Origin of the sequence: Paenibacillus sp. JZ16 (genome assembly GCF_015326965.1) — a bacterium.
Lineage (GTDB): Bacteria > Bacillota > Bacilli > Paenibacillales > Paenibacillaceae > Paenibacillus_AQ.
On record NZ_CP017659.1, the window covers coordinates 5,428,245 to 5,455,000 of the forward strand.

A 26,756-nucleotide genomic window follows, 5' to 3' on the forward strand; every position below is an offset into this window, starting at 1 on the left:
CACTTTTTCGGAACAAAATCCGTTCAAAAGCTTTTTGTCAAAATTTTATAATTAAAGCGTTTACAAGAGCTTACCAGCGAGTCCAAATCTGGTTTGAATGGAGGAAATGAAATGACAAGGAAACAGGTGAGAGGGTCATTGCTTGCAATCATTCTTCTACTATCATCCATACTCCAAGCGTGTGGAGGCGGTGGAACATCAGAAGGTGGGGAGTCCGGAAGCGGTGAGAAGGTCAAGATCAAATGGGCGACCTGGGGAAATCCCGGCGAGCTTACCCGCTTTCAGGAGCTCACGAAGGACTTTAATAAGAAGCACTCGGACATTGAGGTCGAATTTATTCCGATTCCGGGCGAATATGATCAGAAAATATTAACCCAATTAACAGGAGGGACCGCCCCGGATATCTTCTATGCAGGGGACGCCTTGGTCGTGAAACTGATCGAGAATCAGAGCATTGAGAATTTGACGCCGTATATGGACGCACCGGAAAGCGTGATCAAGAAGGAGGATTATTTTGAAGGCTTGTGGGGCGCAGCCGTTCGGGACGGTCAGACCTTCGGGGTGCCGGTGGACTGTAATCCGATGGTGCTGTGGTACAACAAGAAGGTGCTGAAGGAAGCAGGGATCACCGAGATGCCGGCCGACCTTCAGGCGAACGGACAGTGGACCTGGGACAAATTCAAGGAAATGTCGGACAAGATTCGGGACAGCAAAAAGTACGGCTACGTGCTGGATAACTCCTGGAACAGCTATCACAGCTGGGTTACTTCCAACGGCGGCCGGGTATACGACGACGAAGGGAACTTCGTAGCGGCTTCGGATCCGAAGGCGATGGAGGCGTTCCGCTTCCTGTACGACAACGTGAAATCCAAAAACATTACCTTCTCCGGCACGCTTCCCAAAGGGCAGGGCGGGGATGCCATGTTTATGTCCAACCAGGTCGGATTCGTTGCTGCAGGCCGCTGGTACCTGCCGCTGTTCAAGAAGAATCAAGGACTTGAATATGACGTGGTCACATGGCCAACCAATACCGGCAATAAAATCGAGCCGGCCGGTATCCCGACCGCATACATGGTGATGAACAAGGCATCGAAGAATAAGGAAGCGGCATACACCTTCTTCTCCGAGTACGTAAGCAAAGAGGGTCAACGTTTCCGCCTGCAGGGCGGCGGCAATGCGGTCCCGTCGGTACAGGGAACGGATGAAGTGGTGCTGGAAGGCAATCTGCCGGAGCATGCCCAGTTATTCCTGGACGCGCGTGAGATCGGGTATTCCCTGACTCCGTTCGAGGCCGGTATTCCCGGACTTAGCCAGGATATTACGTCCAAGTTCGAGGCGTTGTGGCTGAAAGATCAGGATCTGGAAAGCTCCTTGAAGGATATTCAGGATATGGCCAACAAGAAAATTCAGGATTACAAGAGCGTCAAGAATTGATCCAGCTCTGGGGAGGAACGGTGAGATGAAATGAACACGCAGCCTGCAGGAAGCTCCGGAGCCGCTCCTTCTCCGGAGCGGATTCCGGAGAGGAGAACGACCTTAAAGAGCAAGACGTCCGACGGTTTATGGGGCTACTTTTTTATCTTTCCCCAGATGATCGGCTTGATCGCTTTTTCATTGGTCCCTCTCATCTCGGCTTTTGTCATCAGCATGATGAACTGGGACGGCATGGGAGCCAAGAAGTTTATCGGTCTCCAAAATTTCGTGTCCCAGCTTCAGGATGAGGAGTTCCACATCGCACTGGTGAACACGGTGTATTACACGATTTTGTCGGTACCGACAGGCATCGTTCTCGCCATGCTGGTAGCGGTAGGCTTGAACCGGGTTCGAGGGAAGATTCTGTACCGGCTGATCTACTTCATGCCGAACATTACGATGTCCGTTGCCGTCGCCGTTGTGTTTATGTGGCTGTTCAACGCCGACTTCGGCCTTATTAACATGTACCTGCAGCAGTGGTTCGGGATAACGGGCCCCTCCTGGCTGACGGATTCCAGGTACGTGATGCCTTCGATTGCCCTGCTGAGCGTCTGGATGGGGCTGGGAGGCAACATGGTGCTGTTCCTTGCCGGGCTTCAGGGCATATCGAGAAGTTATTACGAGGCAGCCGAAATTGACGGCGCCGGCAAATGGCAGCAGCTGATCCATATTACGATACCGCTGCTGTCCCCGACGACCTTTTTCGTAACGATCATGTCCATTATCGGTTCCTTTCAGGTGTTCGACCAGTCGTTTGTCATGACCTCCGGCGGGCCGGCGAAGGCAAGTTATACGCTTGTCTATCACATCTACGAGACCGCCTTTGCGGACTTTACCTTTGGCAAGAGCACGGCATCGGCGGTCATCCTGTTCGTGATGATTCTGTCGCTTACCTTGTTCCAGATGAAAATGTCCAAGCGGTGGGTGCATTACGAAGACTGATGGTCGAACCTTTAGGAAGGAGGGAAAATGAATGATACATCGGGGATTGAGGATGTCCACCGTGGTGCTGCATATCGTGCTGGTCCTAGGCGCCTGCATGATGGCCCTGCCGTTTGTGTGGATGGTGCTGAGCTCGCTCAAGGATTTGTCGCAAGTATTCGTCGTTCCGCCCAAGTGGATTCCGGACCCGTTCATCTGGTCCAACTATAAGGATTCACTGACGGCGCTGCCGTTCGGGCGTGCGTATTTCAACAGCTTCTACATCAATATAATCGTCGTGGTTTCACAGCTGGTTACCTGCTCCATGGCGGCTTATGCTTTTGCCAAAATCACGTACCCGTTCCGGGAGCCGCTGTTCATTCTGTTTCTGGCAACCATGATGGTGCCCGGACAAGTGACCATTATTCCGCTTTATCTGATCATGAAAAATATCGGATGGCTGGATACGCATCTGGCGATTATCGTCCCTTCTGCGCTGCTGAACGCCTTCGGGGTGTTTCTGCTCCGGCAATTCTTCAGAGGCATTCCGAAGGAGATGGAAGAGGCTGCCATCGTGGACGGTGCGAATCGCTGGACGATCTACGCCCGGATCATGCTTCCTCTAATCAAACCGGCTTTATCGGCACTCGGAATTTTCACCTTTCTCGGGATGTGGAACAACTTCTTTAACCCGCTGATATTTCTCAGCAGCACGGATAAGTTTACCGTGCCGATGATGCTGAATTTGTACCGGGGCATGTATTCAACGGATTGGACACTGATGATGGCGGGGGCCTCCATTGCGCTCGTCCCGGTTCTCATCGTGTATATCATCGGGCAGAAATATATTATTGAAGGCGTTACTTTATCCGGAATTAAGGGGTAGGCGAGCTTAAGCAGCCCGTAAGCGGAGTTCTTGTATAGGAACCCCGCTTACGGGTTATTTGTGTTCTGACCAGGATACCAATATAAAGCAGAGGAGCTGCAGTATATTCTCACAGATATACTAGTATGGTAGTATAAGGTAAAATGAGTGCGCTTACATCTAACATATCATGAAAGGGGACGAGGGTATTGTTCAATGTACTTCTGGTGGACGATGAACCGTGGGTTCTGGAAGGACTTCGAACCATGATCGATTGGAACCGGTTTGGATTTCAAATATGCGGAGAAGCCCTGAGCGCTCCGGAAGCGCTAAAGTTAATGGAACAGTTGAAGCCCGAGCTGGTGATGACGGATATCCACATGCCAGTCCTGAACGGCCTGGAATTGATTGAGCACAGCAAACGGATACTGCCCCTTCCTCCGAAATTCGTTATTTTGAGCGGATATGATGATTTTGGATACGCGCATCAAGCCATGCGCCAACGGGTCGCCGAGTATTTGCTGAAACCGATTGATGACGAGGAGATCGAGGCAGTGCTTGCCAAGCTCAGCCATGAGATCCGGGACGAACGAGACGCTGAACGCAGCTACCGGAAGAAAGTGGGCCTTGCCGTCCATTATTTGTTGAACCGGCTCATTCGGGAAGAGTTGAGTCCTGATTTGGCCGAGCAAGCCAGCAATGCGATGCAGATCCAGGGCGAGCCGCTGCTGCAGTGCCTATTGATTGAAACAGGGATTACTGAAACGGGAGTGGATTGGATCGAATGGATGACCGATTACGGGCCACCGAGCTTACTGGGATGCTTCCAGGACAATAGCGGGAGCATCGGAGTGGTGCTGCATGTCGAGCATTCGACTCCGGATGAGGTCATGGAGACTGCGCTGCAGTTGCAGTCTGCTCTGGCCCGGGAGCTTGAAGGGCCGGTTATCGTGGCGTTAAGCGGCACAGGGGAGGGAATCCAGGCGATCGGAAAGCTTTACAGGCAAAGCGCGGAGGTGCGCGACGATAAGCGAAGCCAAGGCCGAAGCGGCGTGTTTTGTTGCCAAGAACCGAGAGGAGACGAGCGGCTCCGGGGACTTCCCTGCGGATGGATGGACGAATTGCTTTCCATGATTATGGCGGGGGAGCATGCGTCCATCGAGTCATGCTTGGCGCGGATTTTTGCGGCCATGCCCGATCATCTCCTCCACCTGAGGGCTTTTCAAGCCGATGTGGCCGATCTGGAATTGAAGCTGTGTCGAAGAATCGCGGAAATGAATGGAGATCCGGATCTATTCATGAACCGGCTGCAAAGGAAGCTTGGTCATCTGAGGGATGCTTGCCATAAAGCGCCGTTGAAGAATTATATGCGGTTGCTCGCGTTTGAGGCCGCTTCGCAGCTGGAAGAGTTAAGCAAGCTTAACGAGCACAACACCATTTTTCAAGTGATTCAGTATGTCGACCGGGAGTACCGGAGCAGGCTTCAGCTTCAGGATTTGGCACGACATTTCCATATGAACGCCACCTATTTGGGGCAGCTGTTCAAGAAGCATGCTGGCAAGCCGTTCAAGGAATACCTGAATGACAAGCGGATCGAGGAGGCCAAGCTGCTGCTGAAACGGAGCGGAATGAAGGTTTCCGAGATTGCGCTCCATGTCGGGTTCCCGAACGCGGACTATTTTATCCATAAGTTTAAGTTGACAACCGGGATTCTGCCCTCGAATTACAAGAATCATGTTGAAAGCAAGCAGCGCTAAACCGGGAGGGTGCCTTCATGAAGAGAATGTTCAGGCTGGGGAATTTCGTGAACGATATTCCGTTGAAAACTAAATTTTTTCTTATTTTTGTCATGGGTGTACTGCTGCCTATTCTGGTGGTCAACCTCATCTTTATGGATCGGATGTCGGAGCTGATCCGGGAGAGAGAGGAGCAGAACCTCGATATCTCGATGGAGCGGGCTAGGAAGGATATTCATAATTTCATCGACGGCGGGGTGGCTGTAAGTCATGCGCTGAGTACGGATAAGACCCTTTACGAAATGCTCGATCGCGAGTATGAGTCCCAGCTGGACTTCTACGAAACCTTTGATGAACAGCTCCGGAATCGGGTAACGAGCTACATACCGGTTAACAACCAGATTCAGCGGATTAGCATCTTCACCGAAAATTCCACCATTGTGTCCGGCGGCAATTATCATGTGATCAACGATAACGTGCTCGAGAGCGACTGGTATGCGTTGTGGAAGAGCTCGGCCCATCCGGTGCTGGTGGCGGCATACAGGGCTACGGAGGCAAGCAATTCGGCTTCGACGGTTCCGTATTTAAGCGTCATTGAGAAGATGGATTATTTTGATAGCTATTCCACTTATGAGAAGCTGCTTCGCATCGACATCGACCTGAGCAAGATCTATGACGTTATTGTACGGGAACGCGATTATCTGGATATGTATTTGGTGAACGAGAACAATGAGATTATTATGTCGGCCAGCAGCGGTTATGAAAGAGGGAAGTACAGCGCATATTCGAAGCTTGACCTGGAGCAATACGACGAAGAGGATCGGCATGTGTTCTCGATCGGAACGGCCAGGTACGTGAAGGGGTGGAAGCTGATCGGCATCAACCGGGGGAGCCGGATTACGAGCGCCATGCTGGATATGCAGCTGTTTACCGTTGTATTGGCAGCGGTTGTTACGCTGGTTGCGGCGGTCTTTATTACCGTTATGCTCCGGTCCTACAATTACCGGGTGAAGCGTTTGTCCCGTCATATGCAGAAGGTGAGCAACGAGAAATTCGACTTGATTGAACTGGACGAAGGCCGGGACGAAATCGGCGGACTCATCCGGAATTTCAATCAGATGACAGCGAAGATGAACTCCCTGATCAACAATGTGTACAAGCTGGAGATTCAGAAGAAAAGCCTGGAGATGGAGCGGGTTCGGGCTGAATTGAACTTTTTGCAGAGCCAGATGAATCCCCATTTCCTGTTCAATACCCTGAATGCGATATTGGTGGTCTGCACGAAGAATCGATACACGGATGTGACGGATATTATCAAAAGCTTGTCCAAGCTGCTTCGCAGACTCCTGAGCTGGAGAGAGGATTTGGTCTCCGTGGAGGAGGAAATCAGATTTATCGAAATGTATCTCAAAATCGAAAAATTTCGCTTTCGGGATAAATTCGAATATCAATTCAACATCGATATGGAAGCGCTTCATTATAAAATTCCGAAAATGAGCATTCAGCCGCTCGTTGAGAATGCATGCAAATATGGCCTTCAGGCGATGGATGGAGCGGGTCTGGTGACCATAAGCGCTTCGGTTGCCCGTGATTATCTTCGCATCGTCATTACGGATAGCGGTAAGGGCATTGAGCAAAGCAAGCTACGGGACATTATTCTCTCGGTTCGCAACGAGCAGTTCTCGGGCAACAGCTTCGGCATTCGAAACGTATATCGGCGGCTGGAGCTGTACTACGACGATCATGTCATTTTCAACATTGCCAGCACCCCGAATCAAGGGACAACCGTTTCATTCGAGATTCCGATCCGGCTGTTGGAGTCTCGGGAGCATGAAGGCGGAGAGGGGGAGAACCATGCCTTTCAAAGTGCTGCTGATCGATGACGAACCGGGTGCGCTGGAAGGGCTGGCGCTGTGGATCGATTGGGAACGCTTGGGGTTTAGCGTCTGCGGAACCGCGGGCAACGGAGTGGAAGGCTTGAAGATGATTCATGGGCTTGCGCCGGATTTGGTCATTACCGATGTAAACATGCCGCTAATGGACGGGCTTCATATGATTGAAACCTGGCAGCAGCACTACCGGGATAGCGGTGTGAAATTTGCCATCATGAGCGGCTACAGTGAATTTGAATATGCAAGGAAGGCATTGCGGCACGGCATCCATCACTACATGCTGAAGCCTATTATTGCAGAGGAAGCCGAGGAGGAGCTCGGCAAGATTCATGCTGAGCTGATGCAGGAGCATCGCAGATTAAGCCTGAGCGCGATTGCTAAGAGGGAAGAGGATGTTTCGCTGATCATGCAAACGCTCTTGGAGATGCCGCTTAGGGCTAGCGGCCTGTCGAGGCTTCAGGTTTTATCCTCCGCCCATCAAGAGTGGAACGTATGTCTGATCCAAGCAGAGTCTGCCTTGTTTCCTGACGTCAAGGAAACCGTCGCCCGCTTGTCAGCCCACGCGAATTCGGAGTATGTCATCGATCTGGAATCGAACCGGCTTGGTTTGGTGAACGGTTATTCCCCTGACAACGGGAGCGTACCCTCAGGCACGATCCGCGAGCTGGTCCGCCATTATGCAGGACAGCGGCTGTTTATGGCTGTAGGAGAAGGCCAGCAGTCTCTGGTGCATATCCGTCGCTGCTACGAAACCGCCAAGGAAGCCATCGAGCATCAATTTTACGATCCGGCGTACGGCGGGATGATTTCATATGAAGAGGTACGGGATCGGCCGTTTCATTATCGTTACCCCACGAACCTGATGGATGATGTCATCAGGTCCGTGGAACTCCTAGACAAGAAGGGATACCGCGAGGCTGCCGGATTGGCTGCGTCCAGGTTTGCGGAGCAGCGAATCGCGCCGGGGATCGTGAAGAAAATGGTGATCCATGTTTTGTATAAAATCATGGATTTGGTGAGGGAGGCGGAAGGTGCGGAAGCTCGAATCCTGGCAGCCAAATCCAATGCAGCTGGATTAACGGACGGAACCTTCCATTTGAACGACTTGATGGGAGAGCTGCTGCGCTTCGGGGAAGAGTGCATCGAGCTTCTTCTCAAGGAGCAGGCCCGGCATTCGCAAGGCATAATCCAGGAGATTAACGATTATATTCGGCAGCACTACCGGGAGAATCTGACCATTAAGCGATTGGCGGAGCTTTTTTATCTGCATCCCGTCTATCTCGGCCAGCTGCTGATGCGTAAGAATGGGATTGGCTTCAACGAACTCATACATAATTTGCGGATTGAGGAAGCGGCCGCGCTGTTGAAGCAGAACAAGCTGAAGAACAGCGAAATCGCCGAAAGGGTCGGCTACACCCACTACAACCAATTCCTTAAGCATTTCGAAAAAAGATGGGGCATGGCACCGAATGAGTTCAAGAAGAAGATGTTCTAAAGTTTTTAAGGTTAATGCTTTAATTATAGTATAGTCCGCCTTTGAAAGCGCTTTTAAAATAAAGGAAGGTTACATGAAGAGGCGTATCGACCAACGATGTAACCACATTATGACGGAGGTGCTTTTATGGGGGGTAAGACAAAATCATGGCTTCGGCTCGGCACGGTGTTGCTGTTGTCGCTTTGCATCGTCCTTACGGGCTGCGGGGGTGGAAACGGGAATAGCGGGGCCCAGCCGGAAGCAAAGGACTCCGCAGAACAAACAACACCCGGGACGGACGGGGATAAGATCGAACCATTTGAGGTGAGTGTTTTTATCGGTCAGCCCGACCAGCAACCAACACCTGACAACAAGATTTATAAATTAATCAGGGAAAAGACAGGAGCATCCTTCAAATTCGAGTTCCTGGCAGGCGATATTGACCAGAAGCTCGGCGTTATGATTGCAGGCGGCGATTATCCGGACATGATGACAGCGAATCAAAAGCTGACAGCTGCCGGTGCCTTTATCCCGCTCGAGGATTTGATTGAAGAACATGCGCCAAACTTGAAGAAGCATTATGAGAAGTACTGGAACATGATGAAAGACCCGAATGACGGTCATATTTACAATCTTCCAAATTACGGTGTAACGAATGCTGATGTTACCTCGTCTTATTATTCGGGCCCAGCCTTCTGGATTCAGAAGGACGTATTGGCAGAGGCAGGATATCCAGAGGTTAAAACCTTGGATCAATATTTTGACATCATTAAACAATACAAGGAAAAGCATCCGACCATTGACGGTACCCCGACGATCGGCTTTGAAATTCTGAACTATGACTGGAAAAACTGGGGCCTGTTCAATGCTCCTCAGCATTTGATCGGTCATCCGAATGACGGCGGTGTAGTTGTTAAAGACGGCAAGGCGGAAATTTTTGCCGATAAGGACTATGCCAAACGTTATTATAAAAAACTGAACGAAATGAATGCCCTGGGTATCATCGATAAGGAAACGTTCACCCAGAACTTTGACCAGTATATGGCGAAAATCTCCAGCGGCGCAGTTCTTGGCATGTTTGACCAGCACTGGAACTTCCAAAGCGCAGAGGACGCGCTGATTACCCAGAAGAAAGATGAAAGAACGTATGTCGGTCTTCCGCTTGTATTTGATGAAAGTATCAAGGATCATTACAAAGATCGTCCGGCTCTGAACCTCAATAACGGTTTCGGGATCACGGTCAACGCATCCGAAGAGCAGGCGATCAGAATTATCAAATTGTTGGATACGCTGATTCAAGAAGATTGGCAAAAAATCTTGTCCTGGGGGATCGAGGGGGAAGATTACATTGTCAAGGACGGCCGCTTCATGAAAACGCAAGAGCAGCGCGATCTGTTTACCGATGCAACCTGGAAGCTCGCGAATAAAGCCGATTCTTTCCACGGTCAAGCACCAAAAATGGAAGGTTTATTCTCGGACAGCAACGCTACAGACGGCGCTGCACAGCCTGAAGAAATGGTAGCCGCTTTGAGAGAGTATGACAAGAACTTCCTTGCCCAATACGGTTTCAACAGCTATGTTGACTTCTTCAGTCCAGCTCCTGAGAACGAGATTGCTTACCCGGCATGGTCTGTCGACCTGGTAGACGGATCTGAAGCGAAAATCGTGAATACGAAGCAAAATGAGTTGTCCACGAAGTACTTACCAAAAGCCATTCTTGCTAAACCGGAAGAATTCGACAGCGTCTGGGATGAGTACGTCACTGATATCCGCAAGCTCAACATCAAGGCTTACGAGGATCGGATTAATGAAGTGCTGCAATGGAGAAGAGACACTTGGTCTGTTAAGTAAAGCAGCGGAAGGTACATGAATCGGAATGGGGAAGGCTCCTTGCCTTCCTTTTTACGAAATATAGGGTTTTGGGGAGAACAAACTTATGGAAGAGACCGTAGTCAAAGACTCTGCCGTCCGCAAGCCTAAGACAAACAAGAAAATCACCTGGGCCGTCCTCAAAGAACAGAGACAGTTGATCTATATGTCGGTGCCTCTGATGGCTTACATCATCTTGTTTGCCTACGTTCCTATTTGGGGATGGACCATGGCTTTCCAGAACTACAAGCCGGCTAGAGACTTTAGTGAACAGACGTGGGTAGGATTTAAACATTTTGAATTTCTTTTTAAGGATGAAAGTTTCCTGCAAGTGCTTCGCAATACGCTCGCAATGAGTGTTATCAATATGATTCTCGGCTTTACGACTGCAATTATCCTTGCATTGTTACTGAATGAAATCAAGAAAGTGGTTTGGAAAAGAACCGTACAGACGATCTCCTATCTTCCGCACTTTCTATCCTGGATCATCGTAACCGGGATTGTGGCGACGAGCTTGGCTTCGAACGGAATCATCAATGATATCCTTATGAAGCTGCATCTCATCAAGGAGCCGATCCAATGGCTCAGTGAAGGCAAATACTTCTGGGGAATCGTCGGGGCGTCGCATGTTTGGAAAGAAGTCGGCTGGAATACGATTATATATTTGGCTGCGATGGCATCCATCGACCCGGCGCTTTATGAGGCTGCCGATATGGACGGGGCAAGCCGCTATCGGAAAATGTTCCATGTCACTTTGCCGGGCATTAAGCCAACGATCATCATTCTGTTGATCATGCAGGTCGGTCACATTCTGGAAGCAGGCTTCGAGGTTCAATACTTGCTGGGCAACGGTCTTGTTGTCGACTGGTCGCAAACGATTGACATTTTCGTGCTGAAGTACGGGCTTGCCCAAGGCAATTACTCATTAGCAACGGCTGCCGGTATATTTAAAACGGTCGTTAGTGTGACGCTGTTATTGATTGCAAACGGAGTCGCGAAACGGCTAGGGGAAGAGAGGCTGCTATAATGGCAAATCAAACAATCAGCCCTGGGCCAGCAACTGCTGCCGCAGCGCCTAAATCCGTCAGAAAAAAAAGAGTAGAGCCGATCCTTTTTAATACATTCAATACCTTGTTTATGATTGGTCTTGTCGTTGTCACATTATATCCGTTTCTGAACACGATCGTCGTTTCCCTGAATGCGGGGAATGATACGATCCGGGGCGGAATCTATCTCTGGCCGAGGGAATTTACCTGGCAGAACTACAAGGCGGTATTCGCTTCGGGAACGATATATGACGCGTTCTGGATTTCCGTGGCAAGAACAGTGCTTTCAACGCTGCTGAATCTGGTCTTGACCACGATGCTGGCGTATACGCTGAGCCGTCGGGAATATGTATTCCGCAAGCCGATTACATTGATCTTTATTCTGACGATGTACTTTAACGCCGGCTTGATTCCTGGATATTTTCTGATGAAGGACTTGCACCTGCTGAATTCGTTCTGGGTATATGTGATCCCGTCGATGATCAGCGCATTTAATATGATCGTTATCCGGACGTATATCGGAACGATTCCGGAAAGCTTGGTCGAATCGGCAAGAATTGACGGAGCCGGAGATTTTAAAATCTTCATCCGGATCATCTTCCCGCTGTGTAAGCCGGTGTTGGCAACCATTGCGCTGTTCGTGGCCGTGGGGGCTTGGAACTCCTGGTTCGATGCATTCATCTATACCTCCTCCCGCCAAGAGCTGAGCACTTTGCAGTATGAGCTGATGAAGCTGCTGTCATCCAGTATGAACGCGAACAGCAACCCGGCAGTGGCTGCAGGAGCCGGGATGACGCAGGACGCTGCGGTGAACATGGTAACGCCGATTTCGATTCGCGCTGCCGTAACGGTCGTGGCATCGGTTCCGATTCTGCTGGTTTATCCGTTCATGCAGAAATATTTCGTAGTCGGATTGAACGTGGGCAGCGTCAAGGAATAATCCAGGTTTCGCTATATGACAGACCATAAATGCAACCAATGAGGAGGCAAGCATTTCGTGTCTAAGAGAACAATCATTAGGAGGATCAGCCTGATGCTGATCGCGTCCCTGCTGCTCATTCCGCCCAGCCGGAGTGCGGCGGCAGTTGAACCGGTCCAAACGTCCGCTGATCAGAATCTTGTGATTCATCATCATTTTGATGGAGGGACGGAAGGGTGGTTTAAGCGGGGGACGGAGACGGTGACCTCCGCTACCTATGCTTATGAAGGGACAGGGAGCTTGTTGACGGAGGGAAGGACGGCGAACTGGAACGGACCGGGATTTGATCTATCCGCCACGAACCGGCTGGACAAAGGAGCTACCTATGAAATTTCCGCATATGTCCATTTGAAGGAGGACACCCAAGGGACTCAGCAGCTTCAGCTTGCCATGCAGCAAACCGGAGCCGAGCCGGAATATGTGAACTTCAGCAGTTCGGTCGATGTAACTGCTGACGGGTGGGTAGAGGTGAAGGGCCATTATAAATACGATGCTAACGCTTCGGCCTTGCAGGTATATCTGCAGAGTCCAAGCAGTGCGGACGCCGCTTATTATATGGACGAATTCAAGGTCCGGTTGATTGAGCCGGCACCAGACCCGGGTATTGAGATACCGGGGGGAAAGAATACGGTCGTATGGGATTTTGAAGACGGAACGACGATGGATTGGGGACCACGCGATTCGGAGACCGTAGAAGCTGTCCCAGAAGCAGCCCATAGCGGCGGCTACGGCTTAAAGGTCCATGAGCGGGCGAACAGCTGGAACGGGCCCAGCCAAGACGTTAAAGACATCATGGTGAGCCAAAAAACGTATACGATCTCAGCCTATGCGAGGCTTGAGCAGGCACCTGCCGCTCCGGTCAAAATATCCCTTTCGATGGAGAACAAAGCAGCGGGCGCAGCAGAAACGTCCTATACAACCGTTGCCTCAGCCTCCGCGAGCGGCACGGAGTGGGTGGAGCTGAAAGGAACCTTTGGCTTCACTTCGGATATGGAAACATTGAAGCTGTATATGGAAACCTCGGATCTTTCCAATTTCTATATCGATGACATTAAGCTCGCACTGCCGGGCTCGATTCAGACGGATATTCCCGCGCTGAAGGATGTGTATGCGGATTATTTCGAGATCGGGGCAGCCGTGGAGCCCAAGCATCTGTCCGGCGTGCACAAGGAGCTTCTGGATTACCATTACAACTCGCTTGTTGCCGAGAACGTGATGAAGCCGGAATCTCTCAGTCCGAGAGAGGGAACCTATAACTTTACCAACGCGGATCTCATCAGGGATTATGCCAGGGATCATGGCATGAACCTCCGGTTCCATACGCTGCTGTGGCATCAGCAAGGCGCCGAATGGATGCTGAAGGATGATCAGGGCCAATATCTCGAAGCCACGCCGGAGAATAAAGCGCTCGTCCTTCAGAGACTGGAAGCTTATATCCATGAGGTGGTTGGCCGCTACAAGGGAGATGCCCGCGATTGGGACGTCGTGAACGAGGTCATTGACGAAGGGCGTCCGGACGGCATGCGGGACAGCCAGTGGTACCGGATAACGGGGCTCGACTATATCCGGACCGCCTTTCATGCGGCACGAGATGCAGCCGGACCCGAGGCCAAGCTCTACATCAACGATTACAGCACGCACAACCCGAAGAAACGCGATTATTTGCTGAATCTTGTAAAACAGCTGAAGGCAGAAGGCGTTCCAATCGATGGCGTGGGCCATCAAACGCACATCAATATCAGCGGGCCGTCCATCCAGCAAATCTCGGATTCCATCCGGATGTTTGGCGAGGCCGGCTTTGATAATCAGCTTACCGAGCTGGACGTTTCGGTGTACACGAACAATACCGACACCTACCAGACCGTTCCCCAGGAATTGCTCGACAAGCAAGGCTATCGGTACAAAGAGCTGTTTGAAGAATTGAAGCGGCTGGATCAAATGGGCGCCGATGCAGGCGTGGAAGGGGGCTGGATCAGCAATGTCACCCTTTGGGGGATCGCAGACGACCATACCTGGCTGCATGACCGTCCCGCGGGTACGGGACGACAGGATGCCCCGTTTCCTTTTGACAAGCAGTATCAGGCCAAGCCAGCCTATTGGGGGATGGTCGATCCTTCCAGGCTAACGATAGTAAGAAAGACCGGAATGGCCGTGGAGGGCAAGGCGGTTGTTGACGGACAACCGGATTTTGCCTGGAATCTGGTTCCGGCCTTTAAGACGGAGCAGCTTGGCTCGCTATCTGCCGAATTTAAGACGCTATGGGACAGGGACCATGTCTACGTCAAGGTTGACGTGTCGGACGGCTCGATATCTCCCGGAGATCAGGCCGAAATATTCGCTGTAGTGAACGGTGCTGTGCAAAAAGCCGAGATTCAGCGTGGAGCCGCCAATACGGTCGAGACCGCTGCGGGTTACGCTGGGGAAGCCCTCCTCCAGTTAAACGGAGCAGGAGCGCTGGGCGGCGAGATTTATTTCGATGTCCGAGTAACGGATTCCGGCTCGGATGACGGCTCCGAGCATGGCAAGAACGGAGCGGTGGTGTCCTGGAGCGATCCAAGGCATGCCCAGGACAGCGATCAGGAGGGACTCGGCATTCTAACGCTCTCCGCTGCGCCGAAATCGGCCCAGGCCGGCTATGGCACCCCAACGGTAGACGGCGAACTCGACGGCATCTGGAAGGATGCCGGGGAACTGGCAACCGACGTGTGGGTCGAGGGAAACAGCGGCGCGACCGCCACATTCCGGACGCTATGGGATGAGGATCACCTGTACGTTTATGCCATTATTAGCGACAGCTTGTTATCGGATGCGAGTCCCAACGTATGGGAGCAGGATTCGGTAGAGATTTTTGTGGATCAGAATAATGGAAAGACGGATGTTTACCAAGAAGATGATGGACAGTACCGGATGAACTTCAACAATGCGCGTTCCTTCGGCGGTCATGCGGGCGAGGATAATTTCGCATCCGCTGCGAAGGTTATCGAAGGCGGATATGTCGTTGAAGCAGCGATCCGCCTGGATAAGATCAAACCTGAGAAAGGGACGGTGATCGGTTTCGATTTTCAGGTGAACAACGATGAAGACGGCCAAGGTACAAGAGACAGTGTGGCTATATGGTCGGATCCGACCGGCCAATCCTATCAGAACACGACCCGATTCGGCGTGCTGGAATTTACGAAGAGCTCCGCTCCCGGCGGAGGAAATGGAAACGGCGGAGAACAGAGTGGGGGCGGCAACAGTGGAAGCGGCGGAACTGCGGGCGGTGGCGGAAGCAGTCCGAGTCCAGCTCCAAGTACGTCTTCACTCGAAATCCGGAACCATGACGGGCGGATCACGGTTGGAGTCTCGAGCCGAGTGCTTCAGCAGGCAATGGAAAAGGCAGTGGCTGGAACTACCGGAACGAAGCGGGCGCTTGTTAACGTTCCGGCGCAGAGAGGAGCCCAGTCCTATGACATTCTGCTGCCGGGTAAGTGGCTGCTGGAGAATCCGCAGGCCGTTCTCCTAGTCCAAACGGAGTTCGGTACGCTGGAAATGCCAAGCGTGTTGATTCAGGGGACCGGTGTAACGGATACGGAAACCGTAACGCTGCGTCTGGAGAAATCGTCGGGCGGCAATCTGGATGCGGCCCTTCGCGAGAAGATCGGCGATCGTCCGGTGTTCCGGGCAGAGGTTCTTGCTGGCGAGAGGGCTTTGTCCTGGAAACAGGGTAAGCATCGTCTCATCTGGTCGGTGCCTTATTCCCCCACCGAGGAAGAGCTTGCACGACCGAATCATATCATGGTTTGGCATATCGACTCTAACGGGCGCGGGGTTCCGCTTTCCAGCAGCCGGTATAACTCCGCAGATGGGATCGTTCGTGCTGCGCTGCCGCATGGCGGCACGTTTGCAGTCGCCTCCGCATACAAGACGTTTCATGACCTGAAGCATGTGCCGTGGGCGATCGATGCAATCGAAACGATGGCATCTCGCGGGATCATTCAAGGTGAGACCGAAACAAGATTCAATCCGTTGAACCCGATTACTCGAGCCGAATTCCTCGTTCTGCTCGTACGCGCGTTGGAGCTGGAAGGCTCGGGCGAAGGCCGGGCAGCGTTCGGAGATGTTTTGCCTTCGGCATATTATTACGAAGACGTGCAGATCGCCGCAGAGCTTGGGCTCGTTCAAGGTGTCGGAGGAAACCGTTTCTTGCCGGACACGCCAATGAAACGCCAGGACATGATGGTAACGACGCAGCGTGCTCTGGAGGCAGCCGGCAAGAAGCTGGAAGGACAGGGGTCACTGGATTCTTTTGCTGATGGGGATCAGGTCGCCGAGTATGCTAAATCGAGTGCAGCAGCGCTTGCAGGTTCGGACATCGTGAACGGAATGAACGGCAAAATCGAGCCGAAAGCATACTTTACGCGTGCTCAGGCGGCTGTGATCCTTGACCGGATTTGGAATTGGAATGATTAAGGCTGTGAATCGTTAATACGATGATCAGACTTGAACGATGAAAGGCAGAATGGAACGATGAAAGCCAGAATGAAAATTATGAATGAGTTGGAGGCCAGCCTGTATAACGGGCTGGCCTTTTTTGTGTAAATGCCGATTAGGCCAGGCGGACCGTACGCTATAAATCATGCAAGACAGGCCAATGCTTTTCTAGCAAATGACGTCTATCTTCTTGCTTTCTTGGAAAACCTATTCATAGATTCAAAATTCCAAGTTACCGCTATCTAATAATCTATGAATATAGGTTGGGGGTTGATGTTCTTGTTTAGTTCATCCGTTCATGCTGAAGAAGCGAACCACCCGGAGTGGGCACCCGAGCTTCTGGGGAGGGTTACCAAACGGATCGGGAGTGTCATTGTCGGACATGAGGAGCAAATCTCGTTAACGATGATTGCCTTGCTGGCCGGAGGACATGTGCTGCTGGAGGATGTGCCGGGAGTCGGGAAGACCATGCTAGTGAAGTCGGTGGCCTCGTTAATTGGCTGCGATTTCAGCCGAATTCAGTTTACGTATGATTTGATGCCAGGGGATATTACAGGGGCGTCGGTCTATTATCCGCATACGGGAGAATTCGTATTCAGGCCAGGACCCGTGATGTCCAATATTGTGTTGGCCGATGAGATCAACCGGGCATCGCCGCGGGCGCAATCCGCGCTGCTGGAGGCGATGGAAGAGGGGCGCGTCACCGTGGACGGCCATACGTATCCGCTGCCTGCCCCGTTCTTCCTCCTGGCAACGCAAAATCCGTACGAATATGAAGGCACAAGCCGCCTGCCGGAAGCGCAGCTGGACCGCTTTTTGATGAGATTATCGCTGGGATATCCCAATATGGAGGGTGAATTGGAGCTGCTGGAGCGGGGGATGGGCAGTTCCAGACTGGACGATCTGAAGCCCCTCATGATGGGATCCGAACTCATACGAATGCAGCAGATGGTTTCCCGCGTATTTGTGGATGACACCATAAAACGTTATATGGTCAGTGTGGCCGATGCATCCCGAAAACAGCAGGGAGTGTCCTTAGGGATTAGTCCGAGAGGGACATTGGCGTGGCTCCGCGCTTCACAGGCGGCTGCCTTTTTGACAGGACGAATGTATGTCATCCCTGATGACTGCCTGCGCGTTGCCGTTCCTGTGCTCACCCACCGGCTTCATCTGTCTCATGAGGCACGCGCTGCCGGCATAACGCCTTATGAAATGGTGGAGTCCATCATTACGAGGTTTGATCTGCCGCGCCAGCGAAGCCGGAAGGGGAATCCGTCATGAAACGCCGTCTGCTGGAATGGTCGAGAGGAGTGGCCATCTGGTCCGTTTCTTTGGGTCTTTATGTTTGGTTAGGCGGGGAATCGCTGCGGCTTGTATGGTGGGCAAGCACGATTTTATTGCTTGGCGGAGCTTTGACGAGTTTGCTGGGTCCAACACGAATCACCATTGCGCATACAAGCTCCCCTTCATGCATACAAGCGGGAGATTCTGCTCAGATGACGGTTCAAGTAACCTATCGTTCTCTTCTGCCCGTGCCGTGGCTTATCATAACCGACCGGTTCGGCATCAGGGAATACCGTAAGCTGCTGTTCCCCGGCATGAAGCGAAGGCTCGAGTATACCTACAGACTGAACCAGGTTCCCCGCGGAGTCTGGTCTTCGATCTATAGCGAGGTGGAATGGGGCGATATGTTCGGCTGGTTCAGAACAAGCCGGAGGGTGAAAAGCGATACTGGCGGCATAATTGTGCTGCCAAGACCCGCCGAGTGGCCGGAGGCCCAAGTGCCCATGCATGCAAGCGTCATGGACTTCGAAGATGAACGGGTACGCTTCCATGTTTGGAATGAAATGAGAGGATCGGGCGTGCGCGACTATGTTCCCGGTGATCCCATGAACCGGATTCATTGGAAGAATTCCGCGAAGCTGGGACGCCTGCAATCCTTCATGCCGCATGAGGGATATGGATCAAGGCAGGGGGTTGTGCTGGATACATCGCTCCAAGGGTATGCAGGTCTTGGCGCCTTGAAACCGGAGGATGCATTTGAAGACGCGGTATCTGCGGCAGCAGGATTTGTATCCCGGCTCATCCGCTACAAAGTTCCCTATCAACTATATATCGATGGGGCTGGGATAGAGGATCGGCGAAACGAATACAAGGACGTGTTCAAGGGCCAGCAGGACACGTTAGTTCCGTTTGCCTCCGTTCAGCTAACCGGGAACGATCCTGTACGGGACCGAAGCTTCGTGAAGTCTCTTTCTCCCTCGCAAAAGAATAAGGATTGGGCGATTATTACGGGCGTTTTTCATGAGGGAGCGGCTGTCGCAGCAATCCACCTGCTGAATGAGGGCAGCAGAAAGGTTACCATCTTCTGTACGCAAAGTGTAAAACGTCTGAAATCGGCTGGTAACTCAGGCTTAGAGGTGAGTCCATTAGAGAATCAGGCGTTGCCTGAGTGGGCACGGGAGTTTTTCAACAAAGGCGGAAAGCTGGTTTACTTGCATGAAAAGTGGACAGAGAGGAAGCCAATGAAGATAGGAGGTGCCGACCATGAGCGGACCGGGAAGCTCGCCCGTTAGGGATGGAGGCCATCGTAAGGCCGGAATATCCGGAGCCTGGAATGTACCCTCTATTTTCGTCTCCCGATTGATGCACGGAACGATTCTTCATCGTATATTGATTACGCTGCCGGTTATGGGACTGCTGTCAGAGTGGCTATTGCCGCTTCGGGATGCAGGTGACATGGGCAGCCATCTTATGCTGCAAACCTTATTCATCTGGGCTTTATTCTTGCTGCTCCAAGGATTGTTCACGCTGCGGGGCTGGGTATGGCTGCCGCTGAACGCCGTTCTGGTGGTCTGGCTATGTGCCCGGTTGTTTGAATATAGCCATCCGTTGGCATGGCTGTCCGATTATGCTTCGGAGACACTACCGGGTGACGTTTCGGCATTCGGAAATGCGTGGGAGTTTACTGCCTTAAGCCAGGAGACGAGAACGATCATTCTGCTTGTCGGCTGGGCTATCATGGTATCCGCGGTCCATATGCTGGCTTTGTATCGCCGAACCGTGTGGTTGTTTGGCGGTTCGACGCTGGTTTATTTGGCGGTGCTGGAATCTGCCATGGAAGAAAGCATCTATGGCGATATGCTGCGTGCGGTGCTGTACATTTTGCTGGCCCAGGGCATGATGCTGATCCTAAAGCTGAAGCAGGAAACCGTGGAGGGAACCTCTTTTGAATTGGACATCCCTGAGCCTGTTCGATCCGGCCGCTTGTCCGGGCTGCCTGTGCTTCGCTGGAGTCTGGTGGTGCTGCTTGCTTCCGGTCTGATCGCCGGTATTACCCGAGTGGGGGGGTTATTAGCGAGCCGTCGGCAGGCGTGGGATTAACGGTGTCCGAAATGGCGGCACGTCTGACGGGATGGGGAGACCTTGTCTGGGGAAACAGGGAACCGTCGATTCCTGCCTCCCAGGTTGCCGGATACGCTTCCCAGGGAAAAGATTTGGGAGGTCCGTTAACGCTGAGTGATGCGTTGTATTTTACCGCGCAGTCGCCTGAACCGACTTATTGGCGAGGAGACACATATAATCGGTATGATGGACGGAAGTGGGAGGCGGATCCTTCCATCCGCAAGCCCGTGAAGCTGTCCGAGGACCTGAGTGGCATCCTGCCCTATTGGGAGCGTCCTTCCGGAGACAAGCTTGTCCAGACACTGACTTTTGAACAAGATACTCCGATCCAGTCCGTGCTGTCAGGAGGCATTATTACCAGCGTAAAGGAGATCCATTTCTCCAAAGAGAGAGGTACACCGAGGCTCGCCGTTGACAGGCTGTCCGAAACGGTATCCTTGCAGGGCGAAAGGGCGGTATCCGGTTATACCATAGAAACTTTATATAGTCAGCCTGAGGAGCAATCGCTCCGCAGTGCAACCAACAACGATCCTGAATATATGAAGGAAATGTACCTCCAGCTTCCCGAGCAGCTGCCCCTCAGGGTGAGGGATTTAGCAAGGGAGATCACATTGGACGCTGTGAACAGGTATGAAAAGGCGAAAGCTATCGAATCCTATTTGGAGCAGAACTATACCTATTCCCTGCAAACGTCCGTGCCTCCGGAAGGCAAGGATTTTACCGATTATTTTTTGTTTGATACGAAGGAAGGATACTGCGTTCATTTTGCTACGACGATGACCGTGCTGCTTCGATCCGAAGGCATCCCGGCACGCTACGTGACTGGATTTGCACCGGGTGAGCGGGTGGCAGGTACGGTTGACCGTTATGAGGTAGCCCAAAAGAATGCGCATGCATGGGTTGAGGTTTTTTTTCCGGGACAAGGCTGGGTGCTGTTCGATCCGACCCCGGGCTTTAGCATCGAGCAGATGTCCACGCCTCCACTGGTTGGTGATTCCGGTTCTGCCGGGCTTAAGTACTGGAACAGCCTGTGGAACTCCATGATTTACGGAGCCGTTAAAGTACTTTTTCTGATAACCGCCATCGGTCCTGTGATGTTTGGGGGCGTGCTACTATTAGTTCTTCCCATCCTGGTGGCGGTTGTTTATCAAATTCCGACCGTGCGCCAAAGTTTGGCCTTTCTGAGGATGGCCAGAACGATAGCGGTAAGCGGGCGGGAGGGACTCGTATCGATTTCGGTATGGGTTTGGGACAAGCTCCAGCGAAGGTTTGGAGATTTGGAAAAAGGGCAGACCATGCGTCAATACGTCAATGCCTTGTCGATTGCCGATGCCGAATTCAGGGCGGAGCTGGAGCAGTTTGCGCAGCGCTGGGAGCGGGCGGCATTCGATGACGAACCGTGGTCCCGTACCGAAAAAGCACTCTTTTTACGCCAATGTATTCGAATTGTCAAAAAACTGGCATGAAAACAAAAGCCCCTCTTTCTTGACGGTATGAATTAGGGTTGCGTATAATTAATTTCATTAATCAAGGGAGGCCCGGTAATGAATAAGCCTAATGAAATCATCGTCGTTTTAGACTTCGGTGGACAGTACAACCAACTTATAGCACGACGCATTCGCGATCTCGGCGTTTATAGTGAGCTTCTGCCATACAACACGTCCGCTCAGAAAATTAAAGAACTTTCCCCGCGCGGCATTGTTTTCTCAGGAGGTCCTTCCAGCGTGTATTCCGAGAATGCACCGCATGTGGACCCCGCCATTTATGATCTGGGACTGCCGATCTTCGGCATTTGCTACGGCATGCAGCTGATGGCTCAACAGCTGGACGGAAAAGTAGAACGTGCTTCGAAACGTGAATACGGCAAAGCCGAATTGGAGTTTGCACCGAACTCAACGCTTGTAAAAGGGATTGAGCAAAAACAAACGGTATGGATGAGTCATGGTGATCACGTGGTATCGCTGCCTTCCGGCTTTAAGCTGGATGCAGGAACGGAATCCGCTCCGATCGCCGCGATGAGTAACGAGGATAAGAAGCTGTACGCCGTGCAGTTCCATCCGGAAGTTCGTCACTCCGTCCATGGTAATGAAATGATCAAGAATTTCTTGTACGAAGTGTGCGGATGCGAAGGCAACTGGAGCATGGAGACTTTTATCGAGGACCAGGTCCGTGAAATCCGTGAAGTCGTTGGCGAGCAAAAAGTGCTGTGCGCACTGAGCGGCGGCGTGGATTCCTCCGTTGTGGCCATGCTGATTCACAAGGCAATCGGCGATCAGCTGACATGCATGTTCATCGATCATGGACTGCTGCGCAAGGGCGAAGCTGAGAGCGTTATGGAAACCTTCGTCGGCAAGTTTGATATGAAGGTCGTTAAGATTGACGCTCAGGAACGCTTCATGTCCAAGTTGAAAGGCGTAGACGATCCGGAGAAAAAACGGAAAATCATCGGCAACGAGTTCATCTACGTATTCGATGAGGAGTCCAGCAAGTTTGATGATTTTGCATTCTTGGCTCAAGGCACGCTGTATACCGATATCGTTGAGAGCGGTACGGACACGGCGCATACGATCAAATCCCACCACAATGTCGGCGGGCTGCCAGAAGACATGAAATTCACGCTGATTGAGCCGTTGAAAGCTCTCTTTAAGGATGAGGTTCGTAAAGTCGGCGAGGAGTTGGGCTTACCGGATGAGATCGTTCACCGTCAGCCTTTCCCTGGCCCAGGTCTTGCGATCCGCGTACTGGGTGAAGTAACGGAGGACAAGCTGCAAATCGTTCGTGATTCCGACTACATCCTGCGTGAAGAGATCGCGAAGGCGGGATTGGATCGCGAGATCTGGCAGTATTTCACGGCGCTTCCGAACATGAAGAGTGTCGGCGTCATGGGTGATGCACGTACGTATTCCTACACCGTAGGTATCCGTGCCGTAACCTCCATCGACGGCATGACAGCGGACTGGGCGCGTATCCCATGGGATGTGCTGGAGAAAATCTCCGTTCGTATCGTGAACGAAGTCGAGAACGTCAACCGCATCGTGTATGACGTGACTTCCAAACCGCCAGCAACGATCGAGTGGGAATAGTTTTTATACAGCTGTACTAAACCCAAAAACCTTCAAATCCACACCTGTGGAATTGAAGGTTTTTTTTGTGTGCTTATACGACCAAAACCGTTCTCCTCTGGACGGGTAAATGCCATTGGTTTTATTGCATGCATCTTTTGTGAATTAAGATAAATAATACGTTAGGGTGCAAAAGTCAGGTGCGAGCGTTAAGGGAGGTTGAACCAAGACCTAAACCTGTGAGGAGGAAAAAGAATGAAGGCTATCGTCATTGATCGTTATGGGGGCAAGGAAGAACTACAGGAAAGAGAAGTGCCTACCCCCTCACCGCAAGCGCATCAGGTCTTAGTTAAGGTGGCCGCCACCTCGATAAATCCAATAGACTGGAAGCTCCGTGAGGGCTATTTAAAACAAATGATGGATTGGGAGTTTCCGATTATTTTGGGTTGGGATGTGGCCGGGACGATTTCGGAAATTGGGGACGAGGTAACGGATTGGAAGGTGGGAGACGAAGTGTTTGCCCGTCCGGAAACGACCCGTTTTGGCACATATGCCGAATATACTTTGGTGGATGATCACCTGCTGGCGCGTAAGCCTGCTGCTATCTCATGGGAGGAAGCCGCATCCGTTCCGCTCGCAGGACTGACGGCTTGGCAGGCGCTGTTTACATATGGTGAACTGACTCATGGAGAGAAGGTATTGATTCACGCAGGCGCAGGTGGCGTTGGCATGTTCGCAATCCAGTTTGCCAAACAAGCGGGCGCCTATGTGATTACGACAGCCAGTGAGCGTAATCATGAGCTGTTGGCTTCACTCGGAGCTGATCAGATGATTGACTATCGCACGACCCCTTTTGAAGATGTTTTATCGGATGTGGATGTCGTGTTCGATACGATGGGCGGTGACGTTCAGAAGAACAGCTTTAAAGTGCTGAAGAAACATACCGGGCGAATCATATCCATTGTCAGCGATTTTGATGAAGAGCTGGTAAGACAATACGACGTAACCGCCAAAAATATATGGCTGGATCCCAATGGTCAGCAGCTTCAGGAAATAGCAGCCCTGTTGGAGCAAAAAAAAGTAAGATCCGTAGTCGGAGCTATGTTTCCTTTTTCGCAAAAAGGGCTCTACGATGCTCACGCATTAAGTGAGACCCACCATGCTGTCGGTAAAATAGCCATAAGTTTCTCCTAAGGAGCACAGTGATCCCTGTTTATTCTGCGTGTGGAAACCATCCGGTTTGGATCGCGTCTGCTGCCATCGAGTGAAATGAGAGGGCTAGGTGGGGAGCGTAAGGACAGCTAAGATTTAAAAATTGAAAACGAATGTACCTCGCGAGCGGATTTGAGGGGTCATGTGCACATTGTCCCTGTTCCGGGGGTGTATTTTGTCGTATGTAGTTCGGTTGTCCTAGAATGAATAGGTTGTGGAATATCAAATCCCGAACGTTTCTTTAAATTGACAAGCACAATATTCGTTTTTGTTATTGACAAGGTTGGGCTTCTCGTCCTAGAATATGTGTAGAAACTGACATGACAACTACAAATAACGAGCTTTTTCGTATAATCCCGGGAATGGGCCCGGGAGTCTCTACAGGTCACCGTAATGATCTCGCTACGAAAAGAAGAGCGGCAATATAATGATGCGGACTCGTCCAGCATTCGAGATATCGGCCTGCAAGATGGAGCAGCGTTCCATTAAGCAGCAGGTTATTCGATAAGGATGCTGCCCTGCAGCATGCGAATGATTGTTTTGCGGCTCTTTTTTCAAGCGACGGCCCTGGGGATTTATCCTTAGGGTCTTTTTTGTATGTTGCCGGTCATTAATTTTAAGGGGGATATCTCTACAATGGAGCGTTTCTTTAAACTAAAGGAACACGGAACAAATGTAAGAACCGAGATTATCGCAGGCTTGACGACCTTTATGACCATGGCTTACATCCTGCTGGTCAACAATCTGTTCCTTGGCCCTGATGGCGCAGGTATTCCGCAGGAAGGCGTATTTTTCGCTACTGCAGTAGGTGCCGGTCTTGTGACGATGGCCATGGGTTTCTTCGTTAACATTCCGGTTGCGTTGGCACCCGGTATGGGTTTGAACGCGTATTTCATGACGGTGGTATTAAGCTCGAACGGTGCGATTACTTGGCAGGCCGCACTCGGTGCAGTGTTCATCTCCGGTATCGTATTTATCATTCTCACGGTAACCAAAGTCCGCCAAATGCTGCTGACTGCAGTTCCGAACAACTTAAAGATTGCCATTACGGTCGGTATCGGCTTGTTCATTACCATCGTAGGTCTTAAGCTAGGCAACATTGTGACGGCTTCCATTAACCCGGGAACGGATATTACTCATCCGGTACCAGGCGGTGCCTTCAATCTTGGCCTTGGGAATTTCGTTGAGAACAAGGATACGCTGCTTGCGATCATCGGGCTGTTCCTGATCGCCATCCTGATGGTCCTGAAACTGAAAGGCGCTCTGCTTATTGGTATCGTGCTCACGACGCTGATTGGCATTCCGATGGGAGTAACCGATCTGTCAGGTCTGAGCACTGCAAGCTGGATTCCTTCATTTGATAATCTGGCTGTCGGACAGATGGACTTGAAGGGCGCGCTTGGCATTGGTCTTATCGAAGTTATTTTCATCTTTACATTCGTTGAACTATTCGATACGTTCGGTACATTGGTTGGTACCGCAGGTCGTGCGGGACTCCTCAAGAACAAAGAGGAAGGCGAGAAGAAGCTTGGTAAAGCGATGCTCGTGGATGCCGGCGGCGTAAGCGCAGGCGCATTTCTTGGAACAAGTACAATCACAGCTTTCGTGGAAAGTACTTCGGGTGTCGCCGAGGGTGGACGTACAGGCTTGACCGCTGTTACTACTGGCGTGCTCTTTATATTGGCATTGTTCTTGGCTCCGATTGCTCTGGTTGTTCCTTCGGCTGCTACCGCGCCGGCACTCGTAATTGTCGGTGTGCTGATGATGAGTCAGGTTCGGGATATCGAGTGGGATGATTTCATGCAGGCATTCCCGGCATTCTTGACCATCATCCTGATGCCTTTCACTGGCGGTATCGCTAACGGCATCTCTGCTGGTATCATTGCTTATGTCATCCTTGCGGTATTCGGCAAGTTGATCGGACGCACAGATACTAAGGTGCATTGGCTGATGTGGATCTTGTTTGTGATCATCCTGATCCGATACGCTTTCCTCGGTGCCGAGTAATTTCGGAATACTACTATATAAATGAATAAATAGAGCGAAGGCTTCGGGTATCCATCCGGAGCTTTCGCTTTTTTATGACTGCCAATGCAGGTAGGGGTAATTGCTAAGATAACAGGATGTTGGGGAAGCTAGGGTTAAGTTAGTCATATTAGTATAGAAAGGGTTTGTCACCGAGTAGACGTGTCATCAAGAGCATTATATTAATAGAAAGCATTCTATAAAAAAAACTTTTCGAAAAAGACTTGCATTCTTGATCTGCACATGGTATATTATATTTCCGGCCAAGAAATACGGTCGAAACAAACGCTAGAGACAACAAGCCAAAATGAATTTGAAAAATTA

The 26,756-nt window shown here is 51.3% G+C and carries 17 protein-coding genes and 1 riboswitch; all 17 genes read left to right on the forward strand.

The features are described from left to right. Positions 1-111 precede the first annotated feature (111 nt). The 17 genes from BJP58_RS24425 (at position 112) to BJP58_RS24500 (ending at position 26,414) form a co-directional block, all read left to right on the forward strand. Positions 112-1,434 carry an ABC transporter substrate-binding protein gene (locus BJP58_RS24425; protein WP_194540932.1) on the forward strand — a complete coding sequence of 441 codons (1,323 nt, stop codon included), beginning with the start codon at positions 112-114 and terminating at the stop codon, positions 1,432-1,434. Between the two features lie 30 nt (positions 1,435-1,464). Further along, on the forward strand, positions 1,465-2,415 hold the full coding sequence (locus BJP58_RS24430) for a carbohydrate ABC transporter permease (RefSeq protein ID WP_113059341.1): 951 nt from the start codon (positions 1,465-1,467) through the stop codon (positions 2,413-2,415). 31 nt (positions 2,416-2,446) lie between these two features. Then, complete coding sequence (locus BJP58_RS24435) at positions 2,447-3,280, forward strand: carbohydrate ABC transporter permease (RefSeq protein ID WP_194540933.1); 834 nt, start codon at positions 2,447-2,449, stop codon at positions 3,278-3,280. Between the two features lie 188 nt (positions 3,281-3,468). After that, the gene (locus BJP58_RS24440; RefSeq protein ID WP_194540934.1) at positions 3,469-5,016 is read left to right on the forward strand and encodes a helix-turn-helix domain-containing protein; all 1,548 of its coding nucleotides are present in this window, start codon (positions 3,469-3,471) and stop codon (positions 5,014-5,016) included. A 17-nt stretch (positions 5,017-5,033) separates the two neighbouring features. Continuing rightward, the gene (locus BJP58_RS24445; RefSeq protein ID WP_194540935.1) at positions 5,034-6,878 is read left to right on the forward strand and encodes a sensor histidine kinase; all 1,845 of its coding nucleotides are present in this window, start codon (positions 5,034-5,036) and stop codon (positions 6,876-6,878) included. After that, positions 6,850-8,382 (forward strand): response regulator, encoded by a 1,533-nt coding sequence (locus BJP58_RS24450; RefSeq protein ID WP_194540936.1) that lies wholly within the window; start codon positions 6,850-6,852, stop codon positions 8,380-8,382. Before BJP58_RS24445 ends, BJP58_RS24450 begins: the two co-directional genes overlap by 29 nt. Positions 8,383-8,508: 126 nt before the next feature. Then, entirely contained in the window at positions 8,509-10,212 is a 1,704-nt protein-coding gene (locus tag BJP58_RS24455; RefSeq protein ID WP_194540937.1) for an extracellular solute-binding protein, read from the forward strand. A gap of 85 nt (positions 10,213-10,297) precedes the next feature. Next, positions 10,298-11,257: an ABC transporter permease gene (locus BJP58_RS24460; protein WP_194540938.1), complete on the forward strand. Its 960-nt coding sequence runs from the start codon at positions 10,298-10,300 to the stop codon at positions 11,255-11,257. Next, entirely contained in the window at positions 11,257-12,216 is a 960-nt protein-coding gene (locus tag BJP58_RS24465; RefSeq protein ID WP_007127858.1) for a carbohydrate ABC transporter permease, read from the forward strand. Before BJP58_RS24460 ends, BJP58_RS24465 begins: the two co-directional genes overlap by 1 nt. A 57-nt stretch (positions 12,217-12,273) precedes the next feature. Next, positions 12,274-16,707: an endo-1,4-beta-xylanase gene (locus BJP58_RS24470; protein WP_233354747.1), complete on the forward strand. Its 4,434-nt coding sequence runs from the start codon at positions 12,274-12,276 to the stop codon at positions 16,705-16,707. Between the two features lie 294 nt (positions 16,708-17,001). Beyond that, positions 17,002-18,009, forward strand: coding sequence for an AAA family ATPase (locus tag BJP58_RS24475; RefSeq protein WP_071220842.1), 1,008 nt, complete (start codon positions 17,002-17,004; stop codon positions 18,007-18,009). Beyond that, entirely contained in the window at positions 18,006-19,304 is a 1,299-nt protein-coding gene (locus BJP58_RS24480; RefSeq protein WP_194540939.1) for a DUF58 domain-containing protein, read from the forward strand. Before BJP58_RS24475 ends, BJP58_RS24480 begins: the two co-directional genes overlap by 4 nt. Next, on the forward strand, positions 19,276-20,112 hold the full coding sequence (locus tag BJP58_RS33745; protein WP_233354748.1) for a hypothetical protein: 837 nt from the start codon (positions 19,276-19,278) through the stop codon (positions 20,110-20,112). Before BJP58_RS24480 ends, BJP58_RS33745 begins: the two co-directional genes overlap by 29 nt. Then, a complete protein-coding gene (locus BJP58_RS33750) occupies positions 20,103-21,599 on the forward strand; it encodes a transglutaminase-like domain-containing protein (protein WP_233354749.1) in 1,497 nt (498 codons plus the stop codon). The genes BJP58_RS33745 and BJP58_RS33750 overlap by 10 nt, the downstream gene beginning before the upstream one ends. Positions 21,600-21,677: 78 nt before the next feature. Beyond that, positions 21,678-23,216 carry a glutamine-hydrolyzing GMP synthase gene (guaA, locus tag BJP58_RS24490; RefSeq protein WP_113059352.1) on the forward strand — a complete coding sequence of 513 codons (1,539 nt, stop codon included), beginning with the start codon at positions 21,678-21,680 and terminating at the stop codon, positions 23,214-23,216. Between the two features lie 234 nt (positions 23,217-23,450). After that, entirely contained in the window at positions 23,451-24,389 is a 939-nt protein-coding gene (locus BJP58_RS24495) for an NADP-dependent oxidoreductase (protein ID WP_194540940.1), read from the forward strand. 344 nt (positions 24,390-24,733) lie between these two features. Beyond that, positions 24,734-24,832, forward strand: a riboswitch (purine riboswitch). Between the two features lie 211 nt (positions 24,833-25,043). After that, positions 25,044-26,414 (forward strand): NCS2 family permease, encoded by a 1,371-nt coding sequence (locus BJP58_RS24500; RefSeq protein ID WP_071220837.1) that lies wholly within the window; start codon positions 25,044-25,046, stop codon positions 26,412-26,414. Positions 26,415-26,756: the final 342 nt, after the last annotated feature.

Bases quoted from the DNA above. Each gene is read 5' to 3' on its own strand.
- BJP58_RS24425 (WP_194540932.1), top strand. From the start codon at position 112: ATGACAAGGAAACAGGTGAGAGGGTCATTGCTTGCAATCATTCTTCTA.
- BJP58_RS24430 (WP_113059341.1), top strand. From the start codon at position 1,465: ATGAACACGCAGCCTGCAGGAAGCTCCGGAGCCGCTCCTTCTCCGGAG.
- BJP58_RS24435 (WP_194540933.1), top strand. From the start codon at position 2,447: ATGATACATCGGGGATTGAGGATGTCCACCGTGGTGCTGCATATCGTG.
- BJP58_RS24445 (WP_194540935.1), top strand. From the start codon at position 5,034: ATGAAGAGAATGTTCAGGCTGGGGAATTTCGTGAACGATATTCCGTTG.
- BJP58_RS24450 (WP_194540936.1), top strand. From the start codon at position 6,850: ATGCCTTTCAAAGTGCTGCTGATCGATGACGAACCGGGTGCGCTGGAA.
- BJP58_RS24455 (WP_194540937.1), top strand. From the start codon at position 8,509: ATGGGGGGTAAGACAAAATCATGGCTTCGGCTCGGCACGGTGTTGCTG.
- BJP58_RS24460 (WP_194540938.1), top strand. From the start codon at position 10,298: ATGGAAGAGACCGTAGTCAAAGACTCTGCCGTCCGCAAGCCTAAGACA.
- BJP58_RS24465 (WP_007127858.1), top strand. From the start codon at position 11,257: ATGGCAAATCAAACAATCAGCCCTGGGCCAGCAACTGCTGCCGCAGCG.
- BJP58_RS24475 (WP_071220842.1), top strand. From the start codon at position 17,002: ATGTTCTTGTTTAGTTCATCCGTTCATGCTGAAGAAGCGAACCACCCG.
- BJP58_RS24480 (WP_194540939.1), top strand. From the start codon at position 18,006: ATGAAACGCCGTCTGCTGGAATGGTCGAGAGGAGTGGCCATCTGGTCC.
- BJP58_RS33745 (WP_233354748.1), top strand. From the start codon at position 19,276: ATGAGCGGACCGGGAAGCTCGCCCGTTAGGGATGGAGGCCATCGTAAG.
- guaA (WP_113059352.1), top strand. From the start codon at position 21,678: ATGAATAAGCCTAATGAAATCATCGTCGTTTTAGACTTCGGTGGACAG.
- BJP58_RS24495 (WP_194540940.1), top strand. From the start codon at position 23,451: ATGAAGGCTATCGTCATTGATCGTTATGGGGGCAAGGAAGAACTACAG.
- BJP58_RS24500 (WP_071220837.1), top strand. From the start codon at position 25,044: ATGGAGCGTTTCTTTAAACTAAAGGAACACGGAACAAATGTAAGAACC.